The sequence below is a fragment of the Actinosynnema sp. CS-041913 genome (genome assembly GCF_050942485.1).
GTDB lineage: Bacteria > Actinomycetota > Actinomycetes > Mycobacteriales > Pseudonocardiaceae > Actinosynnema.
The window spans coordinates 7,090,046-7,116,085 of the sequence record NZ_CP192037.1 but is presented as its reverse complement, the minus strand read 5'-3'; the positions used below and the strand labels follow the sequence as shown (position 1 = coordinate 7,116,085).

The 26,040-nt window shown below is 70.5% G+C and carries 21 protein-coding genes; 11 read left to right on the top strand and 10 right to left on the bottom strand.

The features are described 5' to 3' along the window. Positions 1-5: 5 nt before the first annotated feature. The 4 genes from ACQPZF_RS31830 to ACQPZF_RS31815 form a co-directional block, all read right to left on the bottom strand. Positions 6-1,901: a YhgE/Pip family protein gene (locus ACQPZF_RS31830; protein ID WP_433263301.1), complete on the bottom strand. Its 1,896-nt coding sequence runs from the start codon at positions 1,899-1,901 to the stop codon at positions 6-8. Further along, complete coding sequence (locus ACQPZF_RS31825; protein ID WP_433263299.1) at positions 1,898-2,743, bottom strand: hypothetical protein; 846 nt, start codon at positions 2,741-2,743, stop codon at positions 1,898-1,900. Before ACQPZF_RS31825 ends, ACQPZF_RS31830 begins: the two co-directional genes overlap by 4 nt. Positions 2,744-2,825: 82 nt before the next feature. Continuing rightward, on the bottom strand, positions 2,826-4,055 hold the full coding sequence (locus ACQPZF_RS31820) for a GNAT family N-acetyltransferase (RefSeq protein WP_433263297.1): 1,230 nt from the start codon (positions 4,053-4,055) through the stop codon (positions 2,826-2,828). Positions 4,056-4,064: 9 nt separating this feature from the next. After that, a complete protein-coding gene (locus tag ACQPZF_RS31815) occupies positions 4,065-4,895 on the bottom strand; it encodes a class I SAM-dependent methyltransferase (RefSeq protein ID WP_433263295.1) in 831 nt (276 codons plus the stop codon). Between the two features lie 203 nt (positions 4,896-5,098). On the opposite strand from ACQPZF_RS31815, the gene rpsA reads away from it, so the two are divergent. The 3 genes from rpsA (at position 5,099) to coaE (ending at position 9,227) form a co-directional block, all read left to right on the top strand. Then, positions 5,099-6,595 carry a 30S ribosomal protein S1 gene (rpsA, locus tag ACQPZF_RS31810; protein WP_433263293.1) on the top strand — a complete coding sequence of 499 codons (1,497 nt, stop codon included), beginning with the start codon at positions 5,099-5,101 and terminating at the stop codon, positions 6,593-6,595. 99 nt (positions 6,596-6,694) lie between these two features. Continuing rightward, positions 6,695-7,321, top strand: coding sequence for a hypothetical protein (locus tag ACQPZF_RS31805; protein ID WP_433263291.1), 627 nt, complete (start codon positions 6,695-6,697; stop codon positions 7,319-7,321). 736 nt (positions 7,322-8,057) lie between these two features. Further along, complete coding sequence (gene coaE, locus ACQPZF_RS31800) at positions 8,058-9,227, top strand: dephospho-CoA kinase (RefSeq protein ID WP_433263289.1); 1,170 nt, start codon at positions 8,058-8,060, stop codon at positions 9,225-9,227. On the opposite strand, the gene ACQPZF_RS31795 is transcribed toward coaE, so the two are convergent. Continuing rightward, on the bottom strand, positions 9,203-9,646 hold the full coding sequence (locus ACQPZF_RS31795) for a DUF402 domain-containing protein (protein ID WP_433263287.1): 444 nt from the start codon (positions 9,644-9,646) through the stop codon (positions 9,203-9,205). The two genes, coaE and ACQPZF_RS31795, sit on opposite strands and share 25 nt — an antisense overlap. A gap of 211 nt (positions 9,647-9,857) precedes the next feature. Beyond that, positions 9,858-10,370 carry a DUF402 domain-containing protein gene (locus ACQPZF_RS31790; protein ID WP_433274784.1) on the bottom strand — a complete coding sequence of 171 codons (513 nt, stop codon included), beginning with the start codon at positions 10,368-10,370 and terminating at the stop codon, positions 9,858-9,860. A 111-nt stretch (positions 10,371-10,481) separates the two neighbouring features. On the opposite strand from ACQPZF_RS31790, the gene ACQPZF_RS31785 reads away from it, so the two are divergent. The 3 genes from ACQPZF_RS31785 to ACQPZF_RS31775 all read left to right on the top strand — a co-directional run bounded on the left by ACQPZF_RS31785 (position 10,482) and on the right by ACQPZF_RS31775 (position 14,719). Next, entirely contained in the window at positions 10,482-11,798 is a 1,317-nt protein-coding gene (locus tag ACQPZF_RS31785) for a DUF5685 family protein (protein ID WP_433263285.1), read from the top strand. Between the two features lie 57 nt (positions 11,799-11,855). Next, complete coding sequence (gene uvrB, locus ACQPZF_RS31780; protein ID WP_433263283.1) at positions 11,856-14,012, top strand: excinuclease ABC subunit UvrB; 2,157 nt, start codon at positions 11,856-11,858, stop codon at positions 14,010-14,012. A gap of 362 nt (positions 14,013-14,374) precedes the next feature. Next, a complete protein-coding gene (locus tag ACQPZF_RS31775; protein WP_433263281.1) occupies positions 14,375-14,719 on the top strand; it encodes an MmcQ/YjbR family DNA-binding protein in 345 nt (114 codons plus the stop codon). An 83-nt stretch (positions 14,720-14,802) separates the two neighbouring features. On the opposite strand, the gene ACQPZF_RS31770 is transcribed toward ACQPZF_RS31775, so the two are convergent. Then, positions 14,803-15,729 carry an ABC transporter permease gene (locus tag ACQPZF_RS31770; protein WP_433263279.1) on the bottom strand — a complete coding sequence of 309 codons (927 nt, stop codon included), beginning with the start codon at positions 15,727-15,729 and terminating at the stop codon, positions 14,803-14,805. Further along, on the bottom strand, positions 15,726-18,578 hold the full coding sequence (locus tag ACQPZF_RS31765) for an alpha/beta fold hydrolase (RefSeq protein ID WP_433263277.1): 2,853 nt from the start codon (positions 18,576-18,578) through the stop codon (positions 15,726-15,728). Before ACQPZF_RS31765 ends, ACQPZF_RS31770 begins: the two co-directional genes overlap by 4 nt. A gap of 297 nt (positions 18,579-18,875) precedes the next feature. Here ACQPZF_RS31765 and ACQPZF_RS31760 point away from each other — a divergent pair, with 297 nt between their 5' ends. From ACQPZF_RS31760 to ACQPZF_RS31740, 5 genes are all read left to right on the top strand, one after another. Then, positions 18,876-19,871: a TerC family protein gene (locus ACQPZF_RS31760; protein WP_433263275.1), complete on the top strand. Its 996-nt coding sequence runs from the start codon at positions 18,876-18,878 to the stop codon at positions 19,869-19,871. Positions 19,872-19,981: 110 nt separating this feature from the next. Beyond that, on the top strand, positions 19,982-21,886 hold the full coding sequence (locus tag ACQPZF_RS31755) for a S9 family peptidase (protein WP_433263273.1): 1,905 nt from the start codon (positions 19,982-19,984) through the stop codon (positions 21,884-21,886). A gap of 154 nt (positions 21,887-22,040) precedes the next feature. Continuing rightward, positions 22,041-22,754, top strand: a complete 714-nt coding sequence (locus ACQPZF_RS31750; protein ID WP_433263271.1) for a Crp/Fnr family transcriptional regulator — start codon at positions 22,041-22,043, stop codon at positions 22,752-22,754. A 41-nt stretch (positions 22,755-22,795) separates the two neighbouring features. Further along, a complete protein-coding gene (locus ACQPZF_RS31745; protein WP_433263269.1) occupies positions 22,796-23,401 on the top strand; it encodes a hypothetical protein in 606 nt (201 codons plus the stop codon). A 33-nt stretch (positions 23,402-23,434) separates the two neighbouring features. After that, positions 23,435-23,995, top strand: a complete 561-nt coding sequence (locus tag ACQPZF_RS31740) for an N-acetyltransferase family protein (RefSeq protein WP_433263267.1) — start codon at positions 23,435-23,437, stop codon at positions 23,993-23,995. 579 nt (positions 23,996-24,574) lie between these two features. On the opposite strand, the gene ACQPZF_RS31735 is transcribed toward ACQPZF_RS31740, so the two are convergent. Beyond that, positions 24,575-25,231, bottom strand: a complete 657-nt coding sequence (locus ACQPZF_RS31735; protein WP_433263265.1) for an RES family NAD+ phosphorylase — start codon at positions 25,229-25,231, stop codon at positions 24,575-24,577. A 22-nt stretch (positions 25,232-25,253) separates the two neighbouring features. Continuing rightward, positions 25,254-25,838, bottom strand: a complete 585-nt coding sequence (locus ACQPZF_RS31730) for a DNA-binding protein (RefSeq protein WP_433263262.1) — start codon at positions 25,836-25,838, stop codon at positions 25,254-25,256. Positions 25,839-26,040 lie beyond the last annotated feature (202 nt).

The window sequence follows — 26,040 nt, the reverse complement described above, 5'->3', positions numbered from 1 at the left end:
GGGTGTCACAGCACCAGCTCTGGCTTGAGACGAGACGGGGTCCACACCCGCTGCTTGTACGCGGCGAACGTCGACAAGGCAAGGGCCCCGACGAGGTAGGCGAGCAGGATCAGCGCGTCCTTCCCGACGCTGCCCAGCGGCCCGCCGTACATCAGGTGCCGCAGCCCGTCGACCGCGTACCCCATGGGCAGGCCGTAGTGCAGCGGGTACAGCGGCTGCGGGATGGTCTGCCACGGGAACGTGCCGCCCGCGCTGACGAGCTGGAGGATGAGCAGCACCAGGCCGATGAACTTGCCGACCGCGCCGAACAGGGCGTTCAGCGCGTGCAGCACCGCCACGAACGTCGCCGAGGTCAGCAGCAGGAAGCCGACCGTGCCCCAGGTGTGGGTGGGCCGGATGTCGACCACCAGCGCCACCACCGCGAACATGATCACCACCTGCGCCGCGCCCAGCAGCACACCCGGCAGCCAGCCGCCCAGCGCGACCCGCAGCGCGTTCTGCCCGCCCGCGAGGCCGCGCCGGGACAACGGCTTGAGCAGCAGGAACAGCACGAACGCGCCGATCCAGGTGGCCAGGCCGAGGAAGAACGGCGCGAGCCCCGCCCCGTAGCTGCCCGCCGAGGTCTGGCTGACGCCGCGCACGTTCACCGGGTCGCCGATCGTGTTGGCGGTGGACTCGCGGGTCGGGTCGTCCGGGTTCGGGATCTGCTGTACGCCCGCGTTGAGGCCGTCCCGGAGCTGGTTCGCGCCGGTCACGAGTTCCTGCTCGCCGTCCCGCAACGCGGTCGCCCCGTCGCGGAGCTGGGCGTTGCCGTCCGCGACCTGCTGCGCGCCGTCGTTGAGCCTGATGATCGCGTCGGTCAGCGCGGGCGTCGACGCGGCGAGCTGCGCCGCGCCGTCGGCGACCTGGTGCGCGCCGTTCGCGAGGGTCCGAAGCTGGCCCGTGGTGCCCTGCACCCGGCCGTTGGCGTCGTCGAGCGGTGTGCGGACGTCCTTCAGCGCGCTCATCACGTGCTGCACCTGCTCCTCGGTGAAACCGGCGGCGCGCAAACGGTTGGCGACGTCGCCGTTGATCTGGTCGAGCCGCGTGATGAGGGCCTGGGCCTTGGCCGCGTAGTTCTCGGCGGTCTGCGCGACGGTCTCGTTGCCGTCGGCGACCTGCTTCGCGCCGTCGGCGAGCTGCTGCGACTTGACCGGCAGGTCCTTGGTCTGGTCGCGTAGCTGCCGCAGCCCGTCGGACACCTGCGCCGAGCCGTCGGCCAGCGGTCCGGCGCCGTCCACCAGCCGCTGGCTGCCGTTCAGGGCGTCCTGCTGGCCGGTGGCGAGCTTGGTGGCCCCGTCGGCGGCCTCCACGGTCTTCTGGCGGATCGTGGAGAACCCGAGCAGCAGCTTGTCCGCCGCCTCCGCGCCGACCTTCACCGACACCGAGCGCCGCACCTCGGTGACCACCTGGTTGGCGATGGTGGAGCCGAGGTAGTTGTTGGCGTCGTTGGTGGTCAGCATGATCACGCCCTGCCGGGGCTTGAACTCGCCGGAGGACAGCAGGGCCTGGGAGAAGTCCTCGGGCAGGGTCAGCGCGAACGTGTACGTGCCGTTGCGCACGCCCTCCTCGGCCTGCCGGGCGTCGACCCGCTGCCAGTCGAACCGGTGGCCGGAGATCAGCTCGGTGGCGACGTCCTCGCCGGCGTGCTTGACGGTGCCGTCGCTCGCGGTCGCGCCCTTGTCCTCCACGACGAGCGCGGCGGGGACCTGGTTGAGGTTCCCGTACGGGTCCTTGTTGGCGTACAGGTAGAGGGCCGCGTACAACAGCGGCACCAGGGCCAGCGCCACCACGGCGAGCTTGGGCAGCTTCCCGGCCGTGATGCGGCGCAGTTCGTTGAACGCCATCCGCAGGGCGGTCACGAGGTCTCCTCGGAGTTTTCGGAGTCGGCCGGGAGCACGACGGTGGACTCGGCGGACTTGACCCGACCGGTCGAGTCGGCCGCCGACCACACAGCGGTCGAACCGGAGCTGTCGACCATCGACCGCGTGCCGGCCGGCTCGGTGGCCGGCTCGGTGGCGATCGGCTCGGTGGGCCACACGACGGCGTGCTCGACGGCGGTGTCGTCTCCGTCTCCGACAGCGGTGTCTCCGACGGCGGTGTTGTCCTCGCCGAGCCGCGCGGCGGGCACACCCAGCACCGCGGCGGACGTCTCGGTGCACAGCACGACCACGGACAGGTCGGGCCTCACGCGCTTCCGTGCGAGCTGCCACCAGCCCTTCGGGTCGCCGTGGTAGCGGTCGGGGGTGTCCAGGACCAGCGCGCGGACATCGGGCCGGCCCGCGGCCAGCTCCAGCATCAGCCGGCACCGCACGTCGGCGGGCACGTACTCGAACCGCGTGTCGATGTGCTCGCCCGCCCCGCGGTCGACCAGCCAGTCGGCCACCGCCTTGCGCCCGACGCGCCGCCCGTTCATGGCCAGCTCCTCGCCGACCACCACGGCCAGCGACCAGGACGCCTCCGGCTCGTTCACATCCGGCGCGTCCACCACCACGACGTGCTTGCGCAGCAGGACCGGATTCGGCGTGACGGTCCCGGTGCTCGGCCGCAGCCGCCCGGACAGCACCAGCCCGAGTGCCGTGTGCCCCGCTCCCGGCGGACCCGCCACCAGCACGAGTTCGCCCGGCGGCACGCGCAGGCTGGTCGGCTTGAGCAGCGGACCGTGCGGTCCGACGACGCCGACGCGCAGGGCGCGGATCTCCACGGCGGAACCCCTCCTTTGAACTGACCGGTCAGTTCAAATAGTGGCGCGGCCGGGAGTGGCTCGCAACCGGAGCGGTTGTGACTTAGCGCAACGCTCCCGCCGGGCGGACCTCCCAGACCGTCCACAACGGACGGTAGCCCTGTCGCGGCCAGAACACCGAAGACAGCGGGTTCGGCGGGTTGTAGTAGAGGTAGCTGCCAACCGTGCCGAGCCGCTGCAACTCACGGTGCGCGTGAGCCATCAACCGCTGCCCGATGCCGCTCCCACGCGCGCCCGGCAGCACGGACACGCAGTTCACGTAACCCCAGCGGCCGACCGGTAAGCGGGTCGACGTCCAGTTGCCCGGCTCCGACGTCACCAGCGCGCACTCGGCCAACGCGACCGCGATCCCGTCCCGCTCGGCCAACCACGCCGGACCGCCCGCGGCCAGCCGTTCGGCCAGCGTGCGGCGCTTCAGCTCGACCGCCTCCGGCCGGTTGACGGTGGAGCCGACCATGGCCGAGTAGCGCAGCTCCGACAGCGCCAGGTTGAGCACCGTCTCCAGGTCGGCGGGCGTGGCCCGGCGGATCACCAACGAGCCTGGGACCAACGGCGTGTTCGCGCGCAGCGGCGTGTTCGCACCGGCCAGCATGTTCGCGCCGGCCGGTGCGTCTGCACTCGACGGTGCGTTCCTGCCCGTCGGTGTGTTCGCGTTCGACGGCGTGTTCCTGCCGGTCGGCGTGTCCGCGCCCGTCGGTGTGTTCCTACCCGGCGGTGTGTTCGAGCCTGACGGCCTGTCGGCGCTCGGCGTGTTGCGGTTCAGGGGCGTGTTCGCGTTTGTCGGCGTGTTCCTACCCGTCGGCGTGTTCGAGCCCGACGGAGTGGTCCCGGATGACGAGCGGCCGGCCGGGGGAGTCGCGGGCGTGTTCGGGCGCACCGCGATCACCGACAGCGGCACCAGGCCGTGGTCCAGCAGGGCCTGGGTCGCCTCCGCGTCCCGGCTCGGCCAGGTCAGCACGCACGCCGAGTCCCGCTCGGCGGGCCCCGCCCGGTCCATCCGCCGCCGCCACGCGCGCAGCAGAGCGTCCATCCCGGCCGCACCCGCGCTGCCCAACAACGGCGTCAGCTCCCACACCTCGGTCGCCGACCACAGCCGCGCGGCCGACGTCCGGTCGTGCACCTGCCGCTGGAGCACCCCCGCGACCCGCGAGCCGTCCGGCAGCGCGGCGGTGATCACGTCCCCGTCCGGCGGCGCGGCCACCGCCGGCAGCAACGGGTCGACACACGCGAAGCGGGTGCTCTGAGCCTCCACCAGTCCCCGACTGACGGTCATGCCCGCAGGTTACGGCTTTCGTGTCCGCAGAATCGCGGTGCCGGGGAATAGCCGGCCGCGCAGCGGGCTCCACTGGCCCCACGTCCGGGTGTGCCCGGCGGGCCACTCCGGCTCCACCACGTCCACCAGTTCCAACCCCGCCCCGACCAGCGCGCGGACGTAATCGCCCATGGTCCGGTGGTGCTCGACGTAGGTCGCCCGCCCGCTGTCGTCCACCTCGACGTAGGGCGTGCGGTCGAAGTAGGACTGCGTCACGGTCAGGCCGTTCGGCCCAGGATCGTCCGGAAAGATCCACCGGATCGGGTGAGTCACGGAGAACACCCACGGCGCGCCGGGCCGCAATACGCGGGCCACTTCGCGGAACACCTCGCCCACGTCCGCCACGAACGGCACCCCGCCGAACGCCGAGCACGCGGCGTCGAAGCTCGCGTCCGCGAACGGGAGCTGGTCCGCGCTCGCCTGCACCAGCGGCACGTCGATCCCGGTCCCGGTGTTGCCCGCCACGGCGTGCCGGAGCATCCCGGCGGAGATGTCGAAGGCCACCGCGTCGGCGCCCCGCGACTTCAGCCACCGGGCGCACGGGGCCGACCCGCAGCCCACCTCCAGGACCCGCCGGCCGCGCACTTCGCCCAGGTAGCGGGCCTCTTCCTCGCGCACCCCCTCCGGGCACCAGACGAAGTCCGCCGCACCCAGGAACGCGCCGTGCGCGACGTGGTAGTCGTCCGCGTCGGCGTCCCACCAGATCCGGTTCGCCGCCCTCGACTCGGCCGCGTCGGCGCCCCGTTTCGCGATGCCGGTCGTGCCGAGAGCCAGTTCGGCGCTCGCGTGCTGGTCGGACACACTGCTCCTTCAGGGTTACCCGCGGGGGGACCGGTTTGCCCGCCGGTCGTGAATCCGCGTACGATACCGCCCGCGTAGTGGGTTCGCGCTGCCCAGGATCGGTATGCACGTCACGGGATCGGTCGTCGGGGGAAGCCTTGCCTCCCGCGCAGCGTTGCACCCAAGGCCAGACAACCCCAATCCGTACCGGAGCCACCTACCTAATGTCCACCGACACCACCACTGTCCCGGCTGCTACCGCGCCGAAGCAGATCGCTATCAACGATATCGGGACGGAGGAGGACTTCCTCGCCGCCATCGACAAGACCATCAAGTACTTCAACGATGGCGATATCGTCGAGGGCACCATCGTCAAGGTCGACCGGGACGAGGTCCTGCTCGACATCGGCTACAAGACCGAGGGCGTCATCCCCTCGCGCGAGTTGTCGATCAAGCACGACGTCGACCCCAACGAGGTTGTGAAGGTCGGTGACGAGGTCGAAGCCCTGGTTCTCCAGAAGGAGGACAAGGAAGGGCGGCTGATCCTCTCCAAGAAGCGCGCCCAGTACGAGCGCGCGTGGGGCACCATCGAGGCCCTCAAGGAGAAGGACGAGCCGGTCAAGGGCACCGTCATCGAGGTCGTCAAGGGCGGCCTCATCCTGGACATCGGCCTGCGCGGCTTCCTGCCCGCCTCGCTCGTGGAGATGCGGCGCGTCCGCGACCTCCAGCCCTACGTGGGCCGCGAGCTAGAGGCGAAGATCATCGAGCTGGACAAGAACCGCAACAACGTGGTCCTGTCCCGCCGTGCGTGGCTGGAGCAGACGCAGTCCGAGGTCCGCAGCGAGTTCCTCAACCAGCTCCAGAAGGGGCAGGTCCGCAAGGGCGTCGTGTCCTCCATCGTCAACTTCGGTGCCTTCGTGGACCTGGGTGGCGTGGACGGCCTCGTGCACGTCTCGGAGCTGTCCTGGAAGCACATCGACCACCCGTCCGAGGTGGTCGAGGTCGGCCAGGAGGTCACGGTCGAGGTCCTGGACGTCGACATGGAGCGCGAGCGCGTCTCGCTGTCCCTGAAGGCGACCCAGGAAGACCCGTGGCGCCAGTTCGCCCGGACCCACGCGATCGGCCAGATCGTGCCGGGCAAGGTCACCAAGCTGGTTCCGTTCGGCGCGTTCGTCCGGGTGGACGAGGGCATCGAGGGCCTGGTCCACATCTCCGAGCTGGCCGAGCGCCACGTGGAGATCCCGGAGCAGGTCGTCCAGGTCGGCGACGACGTGATGGTCAAGGTCATCGACATCGACCTGGACCGTCGCCGGATCTCGCTGTCGCTCAAGCAGGCCAACGAGGGCTTCACGGTCGACTCGGAGTTCGACCCGACCCAGTACGGCATGGCGGCCGAGTACGACGACCAGGGCAACTACATCTACCCCGAGGGCTTCGACCCGGAGACCCAGGAGTGGCAGGAAGGCTTCGACAAGCAGCGCGAGGAGTGGGAGCGGCAGTACGCCGAGGCCCACACGCGCTACGAGGCCCACATGAAGCAGGTCGCGAAGGCGGCGGCGGCCGAGGAAGAGGCGGCGGGGGAGACCAACTACTCCTCCGGCGGCGAGGCCCCGGCACCGGCAGCCGGCACCGGCGGCGGCGCCCCGGCCCAGGCCGGCGGCACCCTGGCCAGCGACGAGCAGCTCGCTGCGCTCCGCGAGAAGCTGTCGGGCGGCGCCTGACAGCAGAGGTCCCTCGGGACCGATAGCAGACAGCCAGGCCGACGGCCCCGCACCGATTCCGGTGCGGGGCCGTCGTTCGCGCGCTAAATTGAGTGTCCTATGGGCACGCGGACTCGGCTGGTGACAATGGTGTTGGCCGCGTCGGCGGCCCTATCGGGCTGCTCGTCGCAACCCGAGCAGGACCCGGCCGCCCCGCCACCTCAGATCCCGACCATCGTGGCGCCCACGTCGGCCTCCCGAACCCCCGTGATGACCGACCGGGAACTGCTGGACGACTGCGAGCTGATCCTCCCGGTCGAACTGGTCAACCAACACCTGGGCCGAGAGCTTCAGGGCGAACTGAAGCACATCATCGGCGTCCCGGAACCGTCCCTGGGCCGTACCAAGAAGATCGACTGCTACTACGAGGTCCCCGAACGCCAACCCCTCACCGCCGCGCCCTTGATCATCGGCCTGGCCACCTACGTGGACGAGCCCACCGCCAAGAACCGGGTAGCGGACAGCGTGAACGCCGAACGCCAGGAAGGCGCGTCGGTGGCCGAGGTCGACGTCGGCAAGCAGAAGGGCCAACTGGTCAGCACCAACGCAGAGCGCCTGGTCATCGGCTCCCTGGGCAAGACGACGTTCGTGGCCAGGGCAAAGACCGGCTTCGTACCGGACGACAAGATGAGCGCCTTCCTGACCACCCTCGCCGCCCAATCGATGACCCCCATCGAAGGCATCTGAGAACCTCGTCAGCCCAAGCACCACCCAACGCCCCCACGCACCCAACGCCGAAGCGCGCTCCGCGCTCTTCGCAGTTGCGCGCTTCGCGCTCTTGCCCTTGGCGCGCTCCGCGCTCGTCACCCGGCGCGCTCCGCGCTCTTCACCCCGGCGCGCTCCGCGCTCTCAGCCGTGGCGCGCTTCACGCTCTTCGCAGTCGGCGCGCGCAGCGCGCACTCCGGTCGGTGGGCTGCGTGTCATCCCCGTATGGCCTGCCCGCAGGGAACCGCGCTTGGGTGGGGAGTGCAAGCACGCTTTTCGCTTGCGCTCCCCACCCAAGGGTGGTGGTCTTTGACCAGGCCATGCGGGGATGGCACGACGCCCTGGTCCTGCTTTTGTGATCATCCTTGGCGGCCTGCCTGTCCGGCGAGGACGCTTGTAGCTTGTGGTCTTGAAGCGGTCGCGACCGCTCTTCGTCTTAAAAGATCAAAAGCGACGCTCGCCGCTGGGCAGGCCTCCGGGGAGGGAAGGGCAAGGCGTCGTGTTCTCCCCGCATGACCTGGTCAAAGACCACCACCCTTGTCCAGGGAGCGCAAGCGAAAAGCGTGCTTGCGCTCCCTGGACAAGCGCGGTAGCCCTGCGGGCAGGCCATACGGGGAGAACACGAGGCCCCTCTTGTGTGCTCGCGCAGGCTTCCGGTCGGTCGGTGTGCTCGCGCAGGCGTCGCGTACCTCGGGTGATCACGGGCAGACTGTTGGCCATGTTGCGCGTGGGCCTCTCCGGGGGCATCGGGTCGGGTAAGTCGACGGTTGCCGGCAGGCTGGCTGAGCATGGCGCGATAGTCATCGACGCTGATCGGCTGGCCCGTGAGGTGGTCGAGCCTGGGTCGCAAGGGCTTCGTGAGATCGAAGAGGCGTTCGGGTCTGAGGTTCTGGACGAGTCGGGCGCTCTGAACAGGGCCGCGCTTGCGGCGAAGGTCTTCAGTGACGACCAAGCCCGTGCCGCGCTCAACGGCATCACGCATCCGAAGATCGGCGCGCGCACTGCCGAGTTGATTGCCGCCGCGCCGGAGGACGCGATCGTCGTCCACGACGTCCCGTTGCTGGTGGAAGGCGGGCTCGCCCCGATGTACCACCTGGTCGTGATCGTCCACGCCGAGGTCGAGCAGCGCGTCGAACGGCTCAAAGGGCGGGGTCTGGACGAGCAGGACGCGCGCAGTCGGATGGCCAAGCAGGCGGACGACGGGCAGCGCCGGCGGGTGGCTGATGTCTGGCTCGACAACTCCGGCACGCCTGACCGGGTGTTGGCCGAGGTCGACGCGCTGTGGGCGGACCGTCTCGTCCCGTACGAGGCGAATGTCCGGCTCCGCCGGTACGCCTCCGGCGCGCCGAAGCTCGTCCCCTACGACCCGACCTGGCCGGAGCAGGCGGCCCGCATTGCCAAGCGGATCGAGGCGGCCGGTGGGCAGCGGCGGGTCGAGCACATCGGGTCCACGTCCGTGCCCGGCCTTTCGGCGAAGGACGTGCTCGACTTCCAGCTCGGCGTCGCGTCGCTGGACGAGGCCGACGAGATCGCCGAGGCCTTGACGCAGGCCGGGTTCCCGTTGATCGGGCCCGGCGAGGACAGCGTCAAGTACGGCGATCCCGAGGGCTGGAAGAAGCGGCTGCACGCGGGTGCGGACCCGAAGCGCCGGGTGAACTTGCACGTTCGGGTGGAGGACGGGCCGGCGTGGGACTGGGCGATCCGGTTCCGGGACTGGCTGCGGGCCGACGACGGGGCGCGGCGGGAGTACGAGGCGGTGAAGCTCGAACTGTCCGAGCGGCACGCCGCGGACGTGGACGGGTTCGCGTACGGCGACGCCAAAGAGCCCTGGATGTCCGCCGCCGTGGAGCGGATGGCCGCCTTCTACAAGGACGGCCAGACGTCGTAGATGCCCCGGTGCGTCAGCCATGCGCCCAGGTCGTGGCGGTGCAGGCTGACCTCCTCCAGCGTTCGGTGCACGGTCCGCAGGGCCTGGTCGGCATCGCCGGGGCCGAGCACGCGCCCGGCCACGGCCGCGGCGAACTCCTCCGAACGCACGATGCGGGCGGTCGTCCCGCCGGGCACCGCCAGGCCGAGGAGCAGGTCGGTGGTGCGCCACGACCGCCCGTCGCGCCGCACGCGCACGGCGCTGAGCACGCTCGGGCCGCTGCGTGCGTGCCGTGACCGGGGACGCTGGTGGGTGAGGCGGAGACCGAGATCCGGCATCAACCAGGTGACCTCGGAATCGGAGAACGGGTCTTCGGGTGTGGGGCATTCGAGCCGGAGTCCCCAGCTCTCCACACGGCATGTCGTCAGGTGTCGGGACATGCCCGAGGAATAGCTCCGAACTGCGCTTACGGTGTCGACCACGTCGACGAGCTGAGGTGTGATAACCGCTCCCACGCGACCCGAGAGTAGCCGTAAGTATGCGGCCGGTAACACTCCGGTTCGATTTGTTACATCACGGTCTGTGGTGAGGTCGGTCTCTTTCCGGTGACGGACCAGGATGGTCCTTGACCAGCGCATCTCACCGTCTGTATTACCGCCGACGCCAGGTGGTGACCGTTCCCTGCGAGGCCAGCCAACGCACCGCGTCGTGCCCGTGGGCGGCGATTCCGGCCAGCGCGCGGTAACTGGTCTCCAGCGCCCATTGGGCCCTGTGCGGCTGAATGAGACCCCGTTGCAGGGCCGCCAGCAGTTCGTCGGTGTCGAGGACGGTCACGCTGCGGCCGGTGCGCACGATCAGGTCCAGGTACAGGTCGACGGTCTTCCACACCGAGCCGCTGGAGGTGATCTCCACGACATCCACGTACAAGTCGTAGTCGCGTTCATGGCCCGGGTGCCACGACTGCCGGGTGACGCGCAGGCCGTGCGCGGGCAGCAGCCACGACTCGAAGTGGGAAAGCTGCGAGTGTCCGGTCACCGGTCGGAACATGTAGAGGCCGTGCTGGGTCAGCCGGTACTCCTCGACCCCGCGCAGGTGACCCTTGGGGTCCGTGTTGCTCTTCGCGTCCAGATCGAAGTACTCGATCTTCGGCGGGTGGATGTGCATCTGGGACGTCCCTGCCGCGCTCAGCGTCACGATCCGCACCCTATGCACCAATGCCCGCCGAACACCCGTTTCTGTCACCCGAAAGTATGATGATCGTTTAGTCTTCCGGCCATGTTCGGGATCATCCGGCCCTGCCGCCACCGACTGGGTGCGGACCTGCGCCAATCGTGGCTGGCGCACCTGTGCGGGTTGTGCCTCGCGCTACGTGACGACCACGGGCACATGGCCCGGGTGGTCACCAACTACGACGGTCTGGTCATCTCCGCGTTGGTGGAGGCCCAGACGGGGCGTTCGCGGCGCGCTGCGGGGCCGTGTGCGCTGCGCGGGATGAGGTCCGCCGACGTGGCCGTGGGCGCCGGCGCGCGGTTGGCCGCGACGGTGTCCCTGGTGCTGGCGTCGGCGAAGGTCGGCGATCACGTCGACGACCGGGACGGCGCGTTCGCGCGGGCGCCGGTGCGCGGGGTGGGACGTCAGGTGGCTCGTCGGTGGGCCGACCAGGCCGCGTCCACGGGCGCGGATCTCGGGTTCGACACGGGTGTCCTCGTGGCGGCCGTGCGGCGGCAGTCCGAGGTGGAGGCGGCGGCCGGGCCGGGCGGTTCGGTGCTCGCGGTGACCGAGCCGACCGAGACCGCCGGCGGCGAGGCCGTCGCGCAGACCGCCGTGCTGGCCGGACGTCCGGGGAACGCCGCCGCGCTGCGCGAGGTCGGGCGGTTGTTCGGGCGCCTGGCACACCTGCTGGACGCCGTCGAGGACCTGGACGCCGACCGCGCTTCGGGCGCGTGGAACCCGCTGGAGGCCACCGGCACGTCGTTGGCCGAGGCGCGGCGGCTGTGCGGCGACGCGGCGCTCGGGATCGAGTTGGCGCTGGCGGAGGTGAAGTTCACCGACGGGCACCTCGTGCACGCGCTGCTCGTGCACGAGGTGCGGGAGTCGATCCGCCGGACGTTCGGCGAGCCCCACACGCACGGCCCGCAGCCGCCGTCCGGGCACGGCCCGCACGGCCCTCAGGGCCCGCAGGGCACGCCGCCCGGCTGGCGGCCCGCGCCGGGCATGTACCCGCCCCCACAGGCCCCGTACGGCAGCGTGCCGCCGCCCGGCCCGATCCCGCCCGCGGCGGCGTACGGCGGCGGCGACGGGCCGCCTCCGCGGCCGACCCACTGGGATCGCGGGAGCAAGCAGCCCGGTCCGGGTGGCGGCCTGTGGTGCTGGCCGAAGCTGGTCCACCCGCCGCAGGGCCGCGGGGCGCTGCTCGGCTGCCTCGCCGTGCTCTACCAGTGCGGGACGTGCCAGTACTGCTGCCGCGACCCGTTCCCCGGCCCGTTCAGCGGCAAGTGGCGCTCGGCGAACTGCGACTGCGGGTCCGGCTGCGACTGCGGCGGCTCCGGCGGCCGGGGCGGCGGCTGCGACTGCTGTGGTTGCGACTGCTGACCAGCCCTGACCTGGGCCGATCGAAAATTGTCGTACCCGAGGCGTACCGTCGTTCCCGTGGCTTTCCCAACCGAGCTCCCGGTCAAGGCGCACTCGGCGCACCGTCCCGTCGGCGACATCCCCCGCACCGACGGGAAATTCCGCGTGGTCAGCGACTACCAGCCGGCGGGCGACCAGCCGGCCGCGATCGCGGACCTCGAACGCCGCATCACGACGGGCGAGAAGGACGTCGTGCTGCTCGGCGCGACCGGCACCGGCAAGTCGGCCACCACGGCGTGGCTGGTGGAGAAGCTGCAACGCCCCACCCTGGTGATGGCGCCGAACAAGACGCTGGCCGCGCAGTTGGCCAACGAGCTGAAGGAGTTCTTCCCCGACAACGCGGTGGAGTACTTCGTCAGCTACTACGACTACTACCAGCCCGAGGCGTACATCCCGCAGACGGACACGTACATCGAGAAGGACTCCTCGATCAACGAGGACGTCGAGCGGCTGCGCCACTCGGCCACGATGAGCCTGCTGACCAGGCGGGACGTGATCGTGGTGGCGTCCGTGTCGTGCATCTACGGCCTCGGCACGCCGCAGTCGTACCTGGACCGCTCGATCCAGCTCCAGGTGGGCGGCGAGGTCGACCGTGACCTGCTGCTGCGCGCCCTGGTCGACATCCAGTACGCGCGCAACGACGTGGCGTTCAACCGGGGCACGTTCCGGGTGCGCGGCGACACGGTGGAGATCATCCCGGCGTACGAGGAGCTGGCGCTGCGCGTCGAGTTCTTCGGCGACGAGATCGACAAGCTGTACTACCTGCACCCGCTGACGGGTGACGTGATCAAGGAAGTGGACGACCTCCGCATCTTCCCGGCGACGCACTACGTGGCGGGTCCGGAGCGGATGGAGAAGGCCATCCACAACATCGAGGCGGAGCTGGCCGACCAGCTCGCCAGGCTGGAGCGGCAGGGCAAGCTGCTGGAGGCGCAGCGGCTGCGCATGCGCACCTCGTACGACATCGAGATGATGCGCCAGGTCGGGTTCTGCTCGGGCATCGAGAACTACTCGCGCCACATCGACGACCGGGCCGCCGGGACCGCGCCCGCGACGTTGATCGACTACTTCCCGGACGACTTCCTGCTGGTCATCGACGAGTCCCACGTGACGGTGCCGCAGATCGGCGGCATGTACGAGGGCGACGCGTCCCGCAAGCGCAACCTCGTGGAGCACGGCTTCCGGCTGCCCAGCGCGCTCGACAACCGGCCGCTGACCTGGGAGGAGTTCGCCGACCGGATCGGCCAGACGGTCTACCTGTCGGCGACGCCCGGCCCGTACGAGATGGGGCAGGCCGGCGGCGAGTTCGTGGAGCAGGTCATCCGCCCGACCGGCCTGGTCGACCCGCAGGTGGTCGTGAAGCCGACGGAGGGGCAGATCGACGACCTGGTCCACGAGATCAGGGCCAGGGCCGAGCGCGACGAGCGCGTCCTGGTCACCACCCTGACCAAGAAGATGTCCGAGGACCTGACGGACTACCTGCTGGAACTCGGCATCCGGGTGCGCTACCTCCACTCCGAGGTCGACACGCTGCGCCGGGTGGAACTCCTGCGCCAGCTCCGCCTGGGCGAGTACGACGTCCTCATCGGCATCAACCTGCTGCGGGAGGGCCTGGACCTGCCCGAAGTGTCGTTGGTGTCGATCCTGGACGCGGACAAGGAAGGCTTCCTCAGGTCCGGCACGAGCCTCATCCAGACCATCGGCCGCGCGGCCCGCAACGTCTCGGGCGAGGTCCACATGTACGCGGACCGCATCACCGACTCGATGAGCCACGCGATCGAGGAGACCAACCGCAGGCGGGCCAAGCAGATCGCCTACAACGAGGAACGCGGCCTCGACCCGCAGCCGTTGCGCAAGAAGATCACCGACATCCTCGAACAGGTCTACGCCGAGGCGGAAGACGCCATCGAACCGGGCGGCTCCGGCCGCAACGCGTCGCGCGGCAAGAAGCCGACCGGCGACCCCGGCGCGAACGGCCGCAGCTCGGGCGTCCTGGTAGACCGCGACACCGGCACCATGGCGAGGTCGGAGCTGGCGGACCTGGTCCAGCAACTGACCGACCAGATGATGAACGCGGCCCGCGAACTCCAGTTCGAACTGGCGGCCCGGCTGCGCGACGAGATCCAGGACCTGAAGAAGGAGCTGCGAGGCATGGACGCCGCAGGCGTCAAGTAAGCCCACACCCGGCGGCCTCGCTCTCGGGCTACCGGCCGAGCGCACCGCTGGGCGTCGTGCCAGGTGTCGGGCTCGGGCTTCCAGCAAGCGGCGCTTGAGGCTTCACGCAAGCTCGACGCGCGCGGAGCCGGCTAAGGCCCGTGCTCTCCGTCGCTCCCGCCACAGGTCCGGTGCCGGTCCCGCCGCCGCTCTCGCCGCAGCCCGGTGCCGCTCTCGCCGCAGGTCCGATGCCGCTACCGCCGCCGGTCCCGCCGCTGCTTCCGCCGCAGGTCCGGTGCCGGCCGGCACCGGGCACTCGGGCGCGGGATCGGTCGGGTCAGGCATCGGCAGATTGTCGGTGGGATGGCTTAGCGTGTGCGGCTATGACGCTCGATGAGGTGATCGCGCACTGCCTGGCCAAGCCCGGTGCGGAGGAGAGCTACCCCTGGGGTGACGAGGACCTGGTCTGCAAGGTCGGCGGCAAGGCGTTCGCGTTCATCGGGCTGGCCGGCAACGCCGTAGGCGTGAAGTGCGGCGTGAACGCCGAGGACGCGGCCGAGTGGCGTGAGCGCTTCCCCGACGACATCGCGGTCAGCGCCTACGTCGGCCGCTACGGCTGGAACCGGGTCCGGTTGGGTGGCGGCGTGCCCGAGGACGACGTGCGGGAGTTGCTCGACCGGTCCTATGACGCGGTTGTCGCCAAGCTGCCGAAGTCCAAACGCCCTTGAGCCGAGTACATCGTGTCCGCGGAACCGGAGGTGGCCCACCGGGAGCGTGCCGCTCCCGGTGGGCCGGAGCCGGGTGGGGCAACCTAGCTGGTGATGTCCTTGCGCGCGAACTTCCGAGCCGCGAGCAGCGTGAAGAACGCCCCGTACGCGAGCGCGGAGAACGTCCCGCGAGCCATCTGCGACCAGTCCACGTCGGACGACAGCAGGTCCGCCCAAGCCAGCGCGTAGTGCGTCGGCAGGTAGTCCCGCAGGCCCTCCAGCGCGGTGATCTGGTCCAGGATCTGCGACAGGATCGACGCCAGCACCGCCCCGCCGACCGCACCCAGCGGCGCGTCCGTCGACACCGACAGGTACAGCGCCAGCCCCGCCACCCAGAACAGGTGGAGGGAGATGTAGCAGACCGCCAGCGCCACGCCGTACACGCCCGAGCCGAACGACGCCGCCTCGCCGGTGGGGCTGACCGCCTCGCCCGCCCCGTACCAGAGCACGCCGACCGCCAGCGCCACGGCGGGCAGCAGGACCAGCGCGAACACCGACAGCAGCCCTGACGCCAGCGCCTTCTGCCGGAGCAGCCGGTGCCGCGGGATGGGTGCGGCGAGCAGGTACTTCAGGCTCGACCAGGACGCTTCGGACGCGATCGTGTCGCCGAAGAACAACGCCACGATCATCGGCAGCAGGAAGCTCCCGCTCACGAACAGCGTGAGGATCACGAAGTTCACGCCGCTGGCCGTCGCCAGGTCCACGAACCCGCCGGACCGCCGGTTCGGCGACGACTGCCCGAGTTCGAACGCCACCACCAGGATGAACGGCAGCAGCACCAGGAAGCCGAGCACGAGCTGGGTCCGCCGCCGGCGGAGCTGCCGCGCCAGCTCGACCCGGATCGGCAGCGTCCGCCTCGCCCGGTAGCCGACCTTGGAGCCGTCCGGCGCGACCGCCGAGTGCTCCTGCTCGGCCGCGTCGGTCAGGTCGGAGATCGCCGACGGGTCGGTGTGCACGCCATGCTGCTTCATTCGCCCACCAATTCCAGGAACGCGTCCTCCAGTCGGCGGCGCGGACCGGCCTGGTCGACCGCCACCCCCGCCTTCACCAACGCCTGCAACGCCTCCGCGCGCGGCGTGCCGTTGAGGGCGGCGTGCACGTGCTCGCCGTCCACCGACACCCCCTGCACGCCGGTCAGCCCGCGCAGCACGCCCGCCGCCTCCTCGGGCTGGTCGACCCGGAAGGTGGCCTCGCCGCTGCCCGTCGCGATCTCCTCGACCGGACCGGCCGCGACCAGGGTGCCCTTGTGCATCACCACGACGTGGCTGCACGTCTGCTCGACCTCGGCGAGCAGGTGCGAGGACACCAGCACCGTGCGCCCGGCCGCCGCATACCGCCGCAGGACCTCGCGCATCTGGTGGATCTGGGGCGGGTCGAGGCCGTTGGTCGGCTCGTCGAGCACCAGCAGGTCCGGCAGGCCGAGCATGGCCTGCGCGATCGCCAGCCGCTGCCGCATGCCCTGGCTGTACGTGCGCACCCGGCGGTGCACCGCGTCGCCCAGGCCCGCGATCTCCAGCGCCTCCTCGAAGTGCGCCTGCTCCTCCGGACGGCCGGTCGCCGCCCAGTACAGCCGCAGGTTCGCCCGGCCGGACAGGTGCGGCAGGAAGCCCGAGCCCTCCACGAACGACCCGATCCGGGACAGCACGGGCGCGCCGGAACTGATCCGGTGGCCGAACACCCTGATCTCGCCCTCCGTGGGCGTGATCAGGCCCATCAGCATGCGCAGGGTCGTGGTCTTGCCCGCGCCGTTGGGGCCGAGCAGCCCCAGCACCTGCCCGTGCTCCACCCGGAACGACAGGTCCTTCACGGCCGTCAGCCCGCCGGGGTAGGACTTGGTCAGGTCCGAGATCACCAGCGGCACACCGGTCAGTTCGGGGTCGACGTCGGCGGTCAGCCGGCGGCGGAACCACGCCACCACCGCCACCAGCAGGCTCGCGATCAGCACGATCGCGATGCCCCACAGCGCCTGCGTCGGCACGCCGCTGGTCGCGTTCACGCCCGGCACCACCGGCACCGACAGGTCCGGCGACGCCAGCGAGATCCGGTACGCGGCGGGCTCCGCGGCGTTGGCGTACGCCTGGTCCGTCGTGGACACCACCAGTTGCAGCCGGTGGTCGCTCTCCACCGGGCGCACCGCGCCCGGCAGCGTCACCGTCACGTCGACCGGCGTGCCGTCGGCGGGCAAATCCCGGATCCGGATCGGCGCGACGGCCGAGCCGGGCAGCGTGCGCACGCCGTTCGCGTCCGCGTCGTAGAGCTTCGCGAACAGCACCGCGCCCTCGGCGGGCACCGGCTGCCCCGGCACCGCCGCCACCCGCAGCCGCACGGTGGACGCGCCGGTCAGCAGCATCTGCGAGGTGAACGGCTCGCTGGTGAACACCGCCGCCTGCCCCGGCAGGTCGACGGACAGCCGCGAGGAGATCGAACTGGACCGCGCCAGCGCCGAGCCCAGGCCGGGCAGGCTGCTCACCGCCGCCGGGTTGCCGCCCGCCGGGTTGATCACCGTCTGGTCGCGGCCGGTCAGCGGCACCGCCTTGCGCTCCACCGGGTCGGCGCCCGGCAGGCCGGGGTAGTGCGGCGCGATCACGTTGCGCAGCGACGGCGCCCCGCTGCTGCGGAACGCGCCCACGACCGTGTACTCGAAGCCGACGCCCGGATCGGCGCCCTTGCCGTCGAGGTGGAACGCCATCCAGTCGGCGATCTGCCCGCGCAGCTCCGGGCCGGGCGAGCCGCCGTCGTGGCCGCCGGAGTACCAGACGACCTTGACCTTCGCGCCGTTCGCGGCGATCTGGCGGGCGTTCGCGTCCGCCTGGTCCAGCCCGAACAGCGTGTCCTGCTCGCCCTGCACGATCATCGTCGGCTGGGTGATCCGGCCGGTCACCGTCGCGGGCGAGGAGCGGCGCAGCACCTCCAGGGTGCGCGCGCTGGCCCGGCCGGTGGTCGCGACGTCGGTGTACGCGGCGCACACATCGGCCTGGAACCGGCCGCACGCGCCGTTCACCGGGCCGGCCGGCGTGCCCGGCTGTTGCTGCTGCCCGGTCGCTGCCGCCGCCGCGTCGGTCGCGGTCTGGCCGCCGTCGTCCTGGCCCGGCTCCGCCGCCTCCTGGCCGGGGCCGGCCAGGTCTCCGCCGGACAGCCCGGCGGAGAAGAAGATGCCCGCCCACGACCGCTTGAACACGCCGTCCTCGCCGAACGCGCCCGGCGCGGCCGAGTTCGTGTCCACGGCGTCCGTCCGGGCGGAGTTCGGCAGCAGCGCCTGGCCCAGGTCGTTGAACGTGATCACCGGGGCGATGGTGTCCACCCGCCGGTCCACGCCCGCCAGCGACAGCGCCAGCGCGCCGCCGTAGGACCCGCCGGTCACGCCGACCCGCGGGTCGCCCGCCGCGTCGGTGCGCACCTCCTCGCGGGTGGCCAGCCAGTCCAGCAGCTTCTGCGCGTCACGCACCTCGTGGTCCAGCGAGTTCAGCGCGATCTGCCCGGTGCTGCGGCCGAAGCCGCGCGCCGAGTACGCCAGCACGACGAAGCCGCGCTGGGCCAGCTCGGTCGCCTGGGAGGCGACGCCGTCCTTGCTGCCGCCGAAGCCGTGCGGCAGCAGGACGGCCGGGGCCGGGGTGCGTTCCGGCAGGTAGAGCGTGGTGTCGAGTTGGATCGCCCGGTCGCTGTCCGGGCTCTCCGGGACGTCGATCACCGCGTCGCGCGTGCTCACCGGGGGCGGGTCGTCGCCCTGCCGCGTCCAGACCACGACGGCGCCCACCAGGGCGACCAGCACGACCAGCGCGGGGAGCGACCACCTGCCGCGGAAGCGGGAGGAGAGGGCCACCTTGTTGACCTTAGGCGGAGTTCGGCGCCGCGGCCGGTTTAGCTGAGAACAGGGCGTGAGGGCTGTTCGTCGTTCTCAGCTTGTAGGCCCCCAGGCGGGTGGGTCTGATCACCCCGACTGGCGCGAACCCGCAATCATGCGTGAGACTGGGCGGTGCGTGGAGGGGAGTACTCCCTGAGCGGCGGTGTCGTCAGCACGGAGCCCATCGTTGGGAGCCCGGTGCCGCCGGTCGGCTTTCGAGCCGATGGAGGAGACCTCCGGTCATTGGCGTGCGCGCGATGTACCGGAGGTGTTTCGATGGCTGTTCCCGTGTGGTTGTGGATCGCGACGATCGCAGGCCTGGTGGCCCTGCTTGCGATCGACCTGTTCATCGTCGACCGCAAACCGCACGAGGTCACCATCGGAGAAGCCGGTCGGTGGGTCACCTTCTACGTGGCGGTCGCGATCGCGTTCGGCTTGGGCCTCTGGTTCTTCTCCGGCGGCGTGTACGCGGGCGAGTTCTTCGCCGGGTACATCACGGAGTACTCGCTCAGCGTCGACAACCTGTTCATCTTCCTGATCATCATGACGACCTTCAAGGTGCCGGCGATCCACCAGCACAAGGTGCTGCTGATCGGCATCCTGATGGCGCTGGTGATGCGCGGCATCTTCATCGCGGTCGGCGCGGCGGTCATCGCGCAGTTTAGCTGGGTCTTCTACCTCTTCGGCGTGTTCCTGATCTACACCGGCTACAAGCTGGCGCGGACCGACCACAACCAGGAGGAAGAGGACTACCAGGAGAACGCGGCGCTGCGGGCAGTGCGCAGGATCTTCCCGGTGACCGACGAGTACCACGGCGCCAAGTCGTTCCTGAAGGTCAACGGCAAGCGGTTCGCCACGCCGATGTTCATCGTCATCGTCGCCATCGGCACCACGGACCTGCTGTTCGCGCTCGACTCCATCCCGGCGATCTTCGGCCTGACCAAGGAGCCGTTCCTGGTCTTCACGGCCAACGCGTTCGCGCTGATGGGCCTGCGGCAGCTCTACTTCCTGCTCGGCGGCCTGCTGAACAAGCTGGTGTACCTGTCGATCGGCTTGTCGGTGATCCTCGGCTTCATCGGCGTGAAGCTGATCCTGGAGGCGCTGCACTCGAACTCGCTGCCGTTCCTCAACGACGGCGCGCCGCTGCCGGTGCCGGTGATCGGGATCGAGCTGTCGCTGTCGGTGATCGTGGGTGTCCTGGCCATCACCACGGTCGCGTCCCTGATCAAGGTCAAGCGCGACGCGGAGGCCGAGAAGCTGCCCGTCGAGTGACCCGCTCCGCCGAGTGGCGGACCGGTTGCGCTGCGTCGTTTCATGACGAAACTGTGAGCGTCAAAATCTTGTGAGCCTTGCTAAAGAGTTCTGCGGTAACGTGCCCATTCGTGCGCCCCGATGACTTGCAGTCGTTGACCCTGACCGGCTCCGTGTCGGTGCGGGGGGACCTCGTCCTGGTGAACGTCTTCACTCCGGACGTCGCCGCGAACGCCTACCGGAGCGGGCTGCACGCCGTGCCCCTGGACGGCAGCGGCGCGCGGCGCTGGACGTGGGCGGAACGCGACCTCAACCCCCGGATCTCGCCGGACGGGCAGTGGGTCGCGTTCCTCCGCGTCAGCGAACCGGGCAAACCACCCCAGCTCCACGTCATGCCGGCGACCGGCGGTGACGCGCGGCGGCTCACCGACCTGAAGCTCGGCGCGGGCGCGCCCGCGTGGTCGCCCGACTCCCGGCGGCTCGCGTTCACCTCCCGCGTGCCCGAGGCCGGGCGTTACGGGGCGGCCCCGGCCGAGGGCGAGGACGCGCCGACGCCGGACGCCGAGGCGCCCCGGCACATCCAGCGGATGGACTACCGGCTGGACGACATCGGGTTCACCGCGGACCGCAACTCCCGGCTGTTCGTCGTGGACGTCGCCGAGGGCGCGCAGCCGGTGGAGCTGACCGACGGCGGGTTCGACGTGGCGGACCCGGCCTGGACGGCCGACGGCTCGGCGCTGGTGTTCGCCGCCGACCGCGACCTGGGCGCGGTGGAGACGCTGCACAACGACCTCTACACGGTGCCCGCCGGCGGCGGTGAGCCCGAGCTGCTGGTGCAGACGCGCGGGTCGGCGGCGTGCCCGGTCGCGTTGCCCGACGGCGGCGTGTTGTTCTACGGCACCGAGTTCAGCGGTGTGCACAGCGTCGCGCGCAACATGAGCCTGTGGCGGTTCTCCGGCGGGATGCTGACGCGGGTCACCGAGATGGAGAGCGTCGACTGCGAGAAGGCCGCCGGCGCACCGGTCGTCGTCGGCGACCGCGTGCTCGTGGCCGTGCGGAACCGGGGCGCGGTGGAGTTGCGGCGCGTGCCCGTGGACGGTGTCGAGCTGCCGCTGTCGTCGTCGGAGCTGCTGGCGGGCGACAAGGCCGAGGTGAAGTCGTTCGCGGCCGACGGTGACACGGTGGTGGCGGTCGTGACGCGCAACGACAACACCGGCGAGGTCGTGCGGGTCGGCGGGGACGTGCTGACGTCGTTCGGCTCGGCCGTGCCGCTGCGGCCGGCGATCGAGCTGACCGGCTCCGCGTCGGACGGGTACCCGGTGCACGGGTGGCTGGTGCTGCCCGAGGGCGAGGGGCCGCACCCGGTCGTGCTGGCGGTGCACGGCGGGCCGTTCATGTACCACGGGTGGGGGTTCTTCGACGAGGCCCAGGTGTACGCGGGCGCGGGCTACGCGGTCGTGCTGCCCAACCCGCGCGGTTCGGCCGGGTACGGGCAGGCGCACGGGCAGGCCGTGGTCGGCGGGTTCGGGACCGTCGACGTGGACGACGTGCTGTCGGTGCTCGACGTGGCGTTGGAGCGGCCGGACCTGGATGCCGACCGGGTCGGCGTGATGGGTGGCTCCTACGGCGGGTTCATGACGTCGTGGCTGGCCGCGCACCACGGCGAGCGGTTCCGGGCGGCGTGGAGCGAGCGCGCGGTCAACGCGTGGGACTCGTTCTCCGGGTCGTCGGACATCGGCTGGTTCTTCACCGACGCGTACTGCGGGCCGGGCCTGGAGGCGCAGCGGGCGATGTCCCCGCTGACCTACGCGGAGAAGGTGTCGATCCCGTTCATGATCGCGCACTCCGAGCACGACTGGCGCTGCCCGGTGGAGCAGGCGCAGCGGATGTTCGTCGCGTTGCGGCGCAACGGGGTCGAGGCGGAGATGCTGCTGTTCCCCGGTGAGGGCCACGAGCTGACCCGGTCCGGCAAGCCCCGGCACCGCGCACAGCGGTTCGACGCCGTCCTGCGGTGGTGGGAGCGGCACCTGTCCTGAGCGGTTCGGCCCCGGCGTCCGCTGGGGCTCACCCCTTCCCCCGTCAGCGTTCGGCCCAGGTGTCCGCCGAGGCCCGAATGAGCTGAAATGCGGTCGAATCACTGATTGGCCTCCCCGATTCGCGGCACACTTGTCGCCTGCGAGGAGGTCGAGCATGAGCGCGATCCCACCACCCCGTGCCGGCAAGTGGCCCGCGGGGACTTTCCTGGACATGCTGTCGCCCGAGGGGCAGGCCGCGTTGCTGGACCTGGGCGTGCCCAAGGTGTACCGGCGCGGTGACGTGATGCTGCGCGAGTCCGAGCACTCGGACCACGTGGTGCTGCTGGTGCGGGCGGTGGTGAAGGCGACCGTCACGCTGGAGAACGGCAGGGTCGCGTTGCTGAGCATCAAGGTCGGCGGCGACGTCGTCGGCGAGATGGCCGCGCTGAGCGGTGAACCGCGCTCGGCGACCGTCACCGTGTGCGGTGACGCCCACGTCCGGGTGATCTCGTCCGGGACGTTCCGGGAGTACCTCGGCCGGTTCCCCGAAGCGGGGCTCGCGTTGACCCGGATGATCATGCAGACGTTGCGGTGGGCGGACAAGCGGCGCATCGACTTCAACGGCTACCCGGCGTTCGTGCGGCTGGCGCGCGTCCTGGACGAGTTGGCGGACGGGTACGGGCGCGCGGTGCCCGAGGGCGTGACACTGGATCTCGGGTTGACGCAACGGGAACTGGGCGCGCTGGTCGGCGCCGAAGAGGACACCGCACGGAAGGAACTCCGGTCGCTGCGTGATCGTGGTGTCATACGGATGGGGTACCGAACGATCACGATCGTGGATCGCGAGGTACTGAGCAGCATCGCGTACGACTGGTCGGAAACCCGGTGATACCGCTACTTCCGCCGGGGCGTCGGCCGGATGCTGTGGTGGTGAAGCTGGATACCGTGACACCGCTCGACGGACTGGTCTACCGGCTCGTGGTCGCCGTGGACGTCGAGGGCTACAGCAAGCTCGACGCGCTGGACCAGTCCTTGGTGCAGTCGAGACTGGGCGAGGTGCTCGACGTAGCCGCCCACAACGCCGGACTGGACCGTTCCCAGTGGTACCGCCAGGTGCGCGGCGACGGGGAACTGGCCGTGCTGCCCGCCGACGCCGACACCGCGTCCGTGATCGCGCACTTCACCGAGGAGGTGGCCCGAGCGCTGCGGGACCTGCGGCGCGCGGGCACCCCGATGCGGATGAGACTGGCCATGCACTGCGGCGCCCTGACCACCGGCCAGTTCGGCCTGGTCGGCCACGCGCCGATCGTGACGTGCCGGCTGCTGGACTCCAAGGTGGTGCGGAAAGCGCTCGCCACCGGCGACGGCGACCTGGTGCTGGTGATCTCGGGACGCCTGTTCGACGACGTGGTTCGGACGAGGTTCCACGAACTGGACCCGACCCGTTTCCGGGCCACCCGGTTCTCCGTCAAAGGGGTGGGCTACGCGGGCTACCTGTGCGCCGGCGCCCCCCGGGCCGAGTTGGTGGAAAGCTAGCGAGCCGCGCGGCCGGTGCGGCACGCTCACCGGATGCAGTGGACCGTGCGGCCCGGACGGCCCGACGACGCGCCCGAGATCGCCAGGATCAACGTGGACGCCTGGCAGCACTCGTACCGGGGGATCGTGGACGACCCGGTACTGGACCGGATGCTCCCCGAGAGCCGCCTGCCGGCCTGGGCACGGGTACTCCGACTGCCCGAACCCAGCCGGGTGTTCGTCGCGGTGGAGGAGAGCGGCCGGATCGGGGCCTACTGCGCGGTCGACGCGGTCCGCGAATCGAAGGACGCCCATCCCGATCTGCACACCGGGGAACTGGTCGCGATCTACGCGGACCCCCGGTACCGGGGAACCGGGGCGGGGCACGAGGTCCACGAGGCCGGCGTGCGCCACCTCGTGGAGCAGGGGTTCCGGTACGCCGTCCTGTGGGTGTTCCAGGACAACGCCCGCAGCCGGGAGTTCTACGAGGCTCACGGGTGGCGGCATGACGGACTCGTGCACCGGTATGAACTGGGGGAGCAGGAACTGCCGGAAGTCCGGTATGGACGCTTCCTCTCGGCACCACGTAAACGCACGGCGGCAAGCCGCGTCTAGTGCTGCACCAGCGTCAACGGTTGCGACAGGCCTGCTGCAATTGGACTCGGTGAACGCCCTTTGCCGCTCCCACTACCTGGCGCACTCTCCTCCCGGCTCCTTGGCGCGCGCAGCGCACACCTCCCGGTGGGCTGCGTGTCATCCCCGTATGGCCTGCCCGCAGGGAACCGCGCTTTTCCTGGGAGTGCAAGCACGCTTTTCGCTTGCACTCCCAGGGAAAGGGTGGTTGTCTTTGACCAGGTTATGCGGGGATGACACGACGCCCGAGTCTTGCTTTTGTGATCATCCTTGGCGGCCTGCCTGTCCGGCGAGGACTCTTTTAGCTTTTTGTCCAAAGATTAAAAGCGACGCTCGCCGCTGGGCAGGCCTCCGGGGAGGAAGGGCAAGGCGTCGTGTTCTCCCCGTATGGCCTGGTCAAAGACCACCACCCTTGTCAAGGAGGTGCAAGCGAAGAGCGTGCTTGCACCTCCTTGACAAGCGCGGTTGCCCTGCGGGCAGGCCATACGGGGAGAACACGAGGCCCCTTCTTTGTGCTCGCGCAGGCTTCGAGTCGGTGTGCTCGCGCAGGCTTTGGGTCGGCTAGCCGAGGAGGGTGTAGTTCAGTTCCTCGCAGACTCGTGCCAGAGGTAGGTCCAGGCCTGGGTGTTCCAGTGGGAGTAGGACGTCCGGGGCCGGCGGTAATCCCGAGCCTCCTGGTGGATCCCACAGGCAGACGGCCGGGTCGCCCGAGTCCATTGACGAGCGATACCACAGGCCGTCCAGTTCCGGGTAGGCCGCTCGGATTGCCCTTGCCCATTGTTGGGTCAGGTGTTTCGGGCCTGCGCTGATTTCCTGGGAGGCTCCTACCCTGGTCGGCCACAGGCCCGCCAGGTCCAGTAGGCGCAAGGTTCGTCGGGGGCGCAGGACCACCAGGAACGGGCTTCGGGTGCGGCGGTCCACTACCGAGGTTGCCTGGAAGACCTCGGCGATGCTGGTGCGCACCGTCAGGCCGAAGTACAGGACGCCCTGGTCGTGTGCGTGGGTCGGTGCACCGTCCGGCGCGGGGGGTTGGGTGTCGAAACGGGCGTGTGGCAGGGGGCCGGTGTAGCGGAAGCTGTTCCAGCGTTGGGGGTGCAGGCCCTTCGCCGTGAAGATGCGGACCAGGCGGGTTGCCCGGTGGACCGCCACGACGTCCTCGGTCCGGCGCAGGTTCGCCTGCAGCACGGCAGGAGCGGGCGGCTGGGGGAGCCGTGACATTCGGATCCTGTCGGTGTGGGCGTCAGGCCGGCGTGCCCAGTTGGGTGACGAGGTCGGCTACTCGGCGTGGGTCGCCGCCGGCCAGCAGCCAGTCGCGTGGCGACATGCGCTTGCCTTCCACCAGCAGGTCTTCCTGCTCGGTGGTCATGAAGCCGGCGACCACCAGCGCGGGCTGGTCGGTGGGCACGGCGGCCAGCACGGTCTCCAGGCCGGGTAGCACGCCGCCGCCCGCGAACTGCCACGCGGGCAGTCGCCAGGAGCCCCGGTCCTTCCAGCCGACCAGCCTGCCCACGCCAAGGCGGTGGCGGATGCGGCTGGTGTCCACGCCCAGTTGGCGAGCGGCTTCGGCGACGGTCATCGCCGAGTCGCGGAGCACCGCGTGGGCCACGACGGTGCGGGCGCGGGGCTGGTCGTCCAGCGTGCGGTGCCGGCTCAGGTCCAGGCCCACGTCGGTCAGGGCGTCCTGCTGGTCGGGGGTGAAGTAGCCGGCCGGGTCGGGGTGTGGCGGGGCGAGTCGTTTGGCCGCGTCCGCGACGAGTGACAGGAACTCATCGGGGGTGACCTGTAGGCCGGCCTTGGCCAAGACGGTCTCCAGCGCGGGACTCATGCGCACAGGGTATCCCGTGCGTGCGCCCTTGTGCGCATAGATGCCCCGAATGTCCCAGGCCTTCGACGGTGTGCGCACACTTCGCCACTCTACGTAAACGAACGAGGTGGAGCACAGTGACCTCCGCCTCATCCGAGTGCCGGTCACGATGCTGCTGATGACGGTCAACGTGCCCGCGACCGCCAACATCGAGCACAGCGCG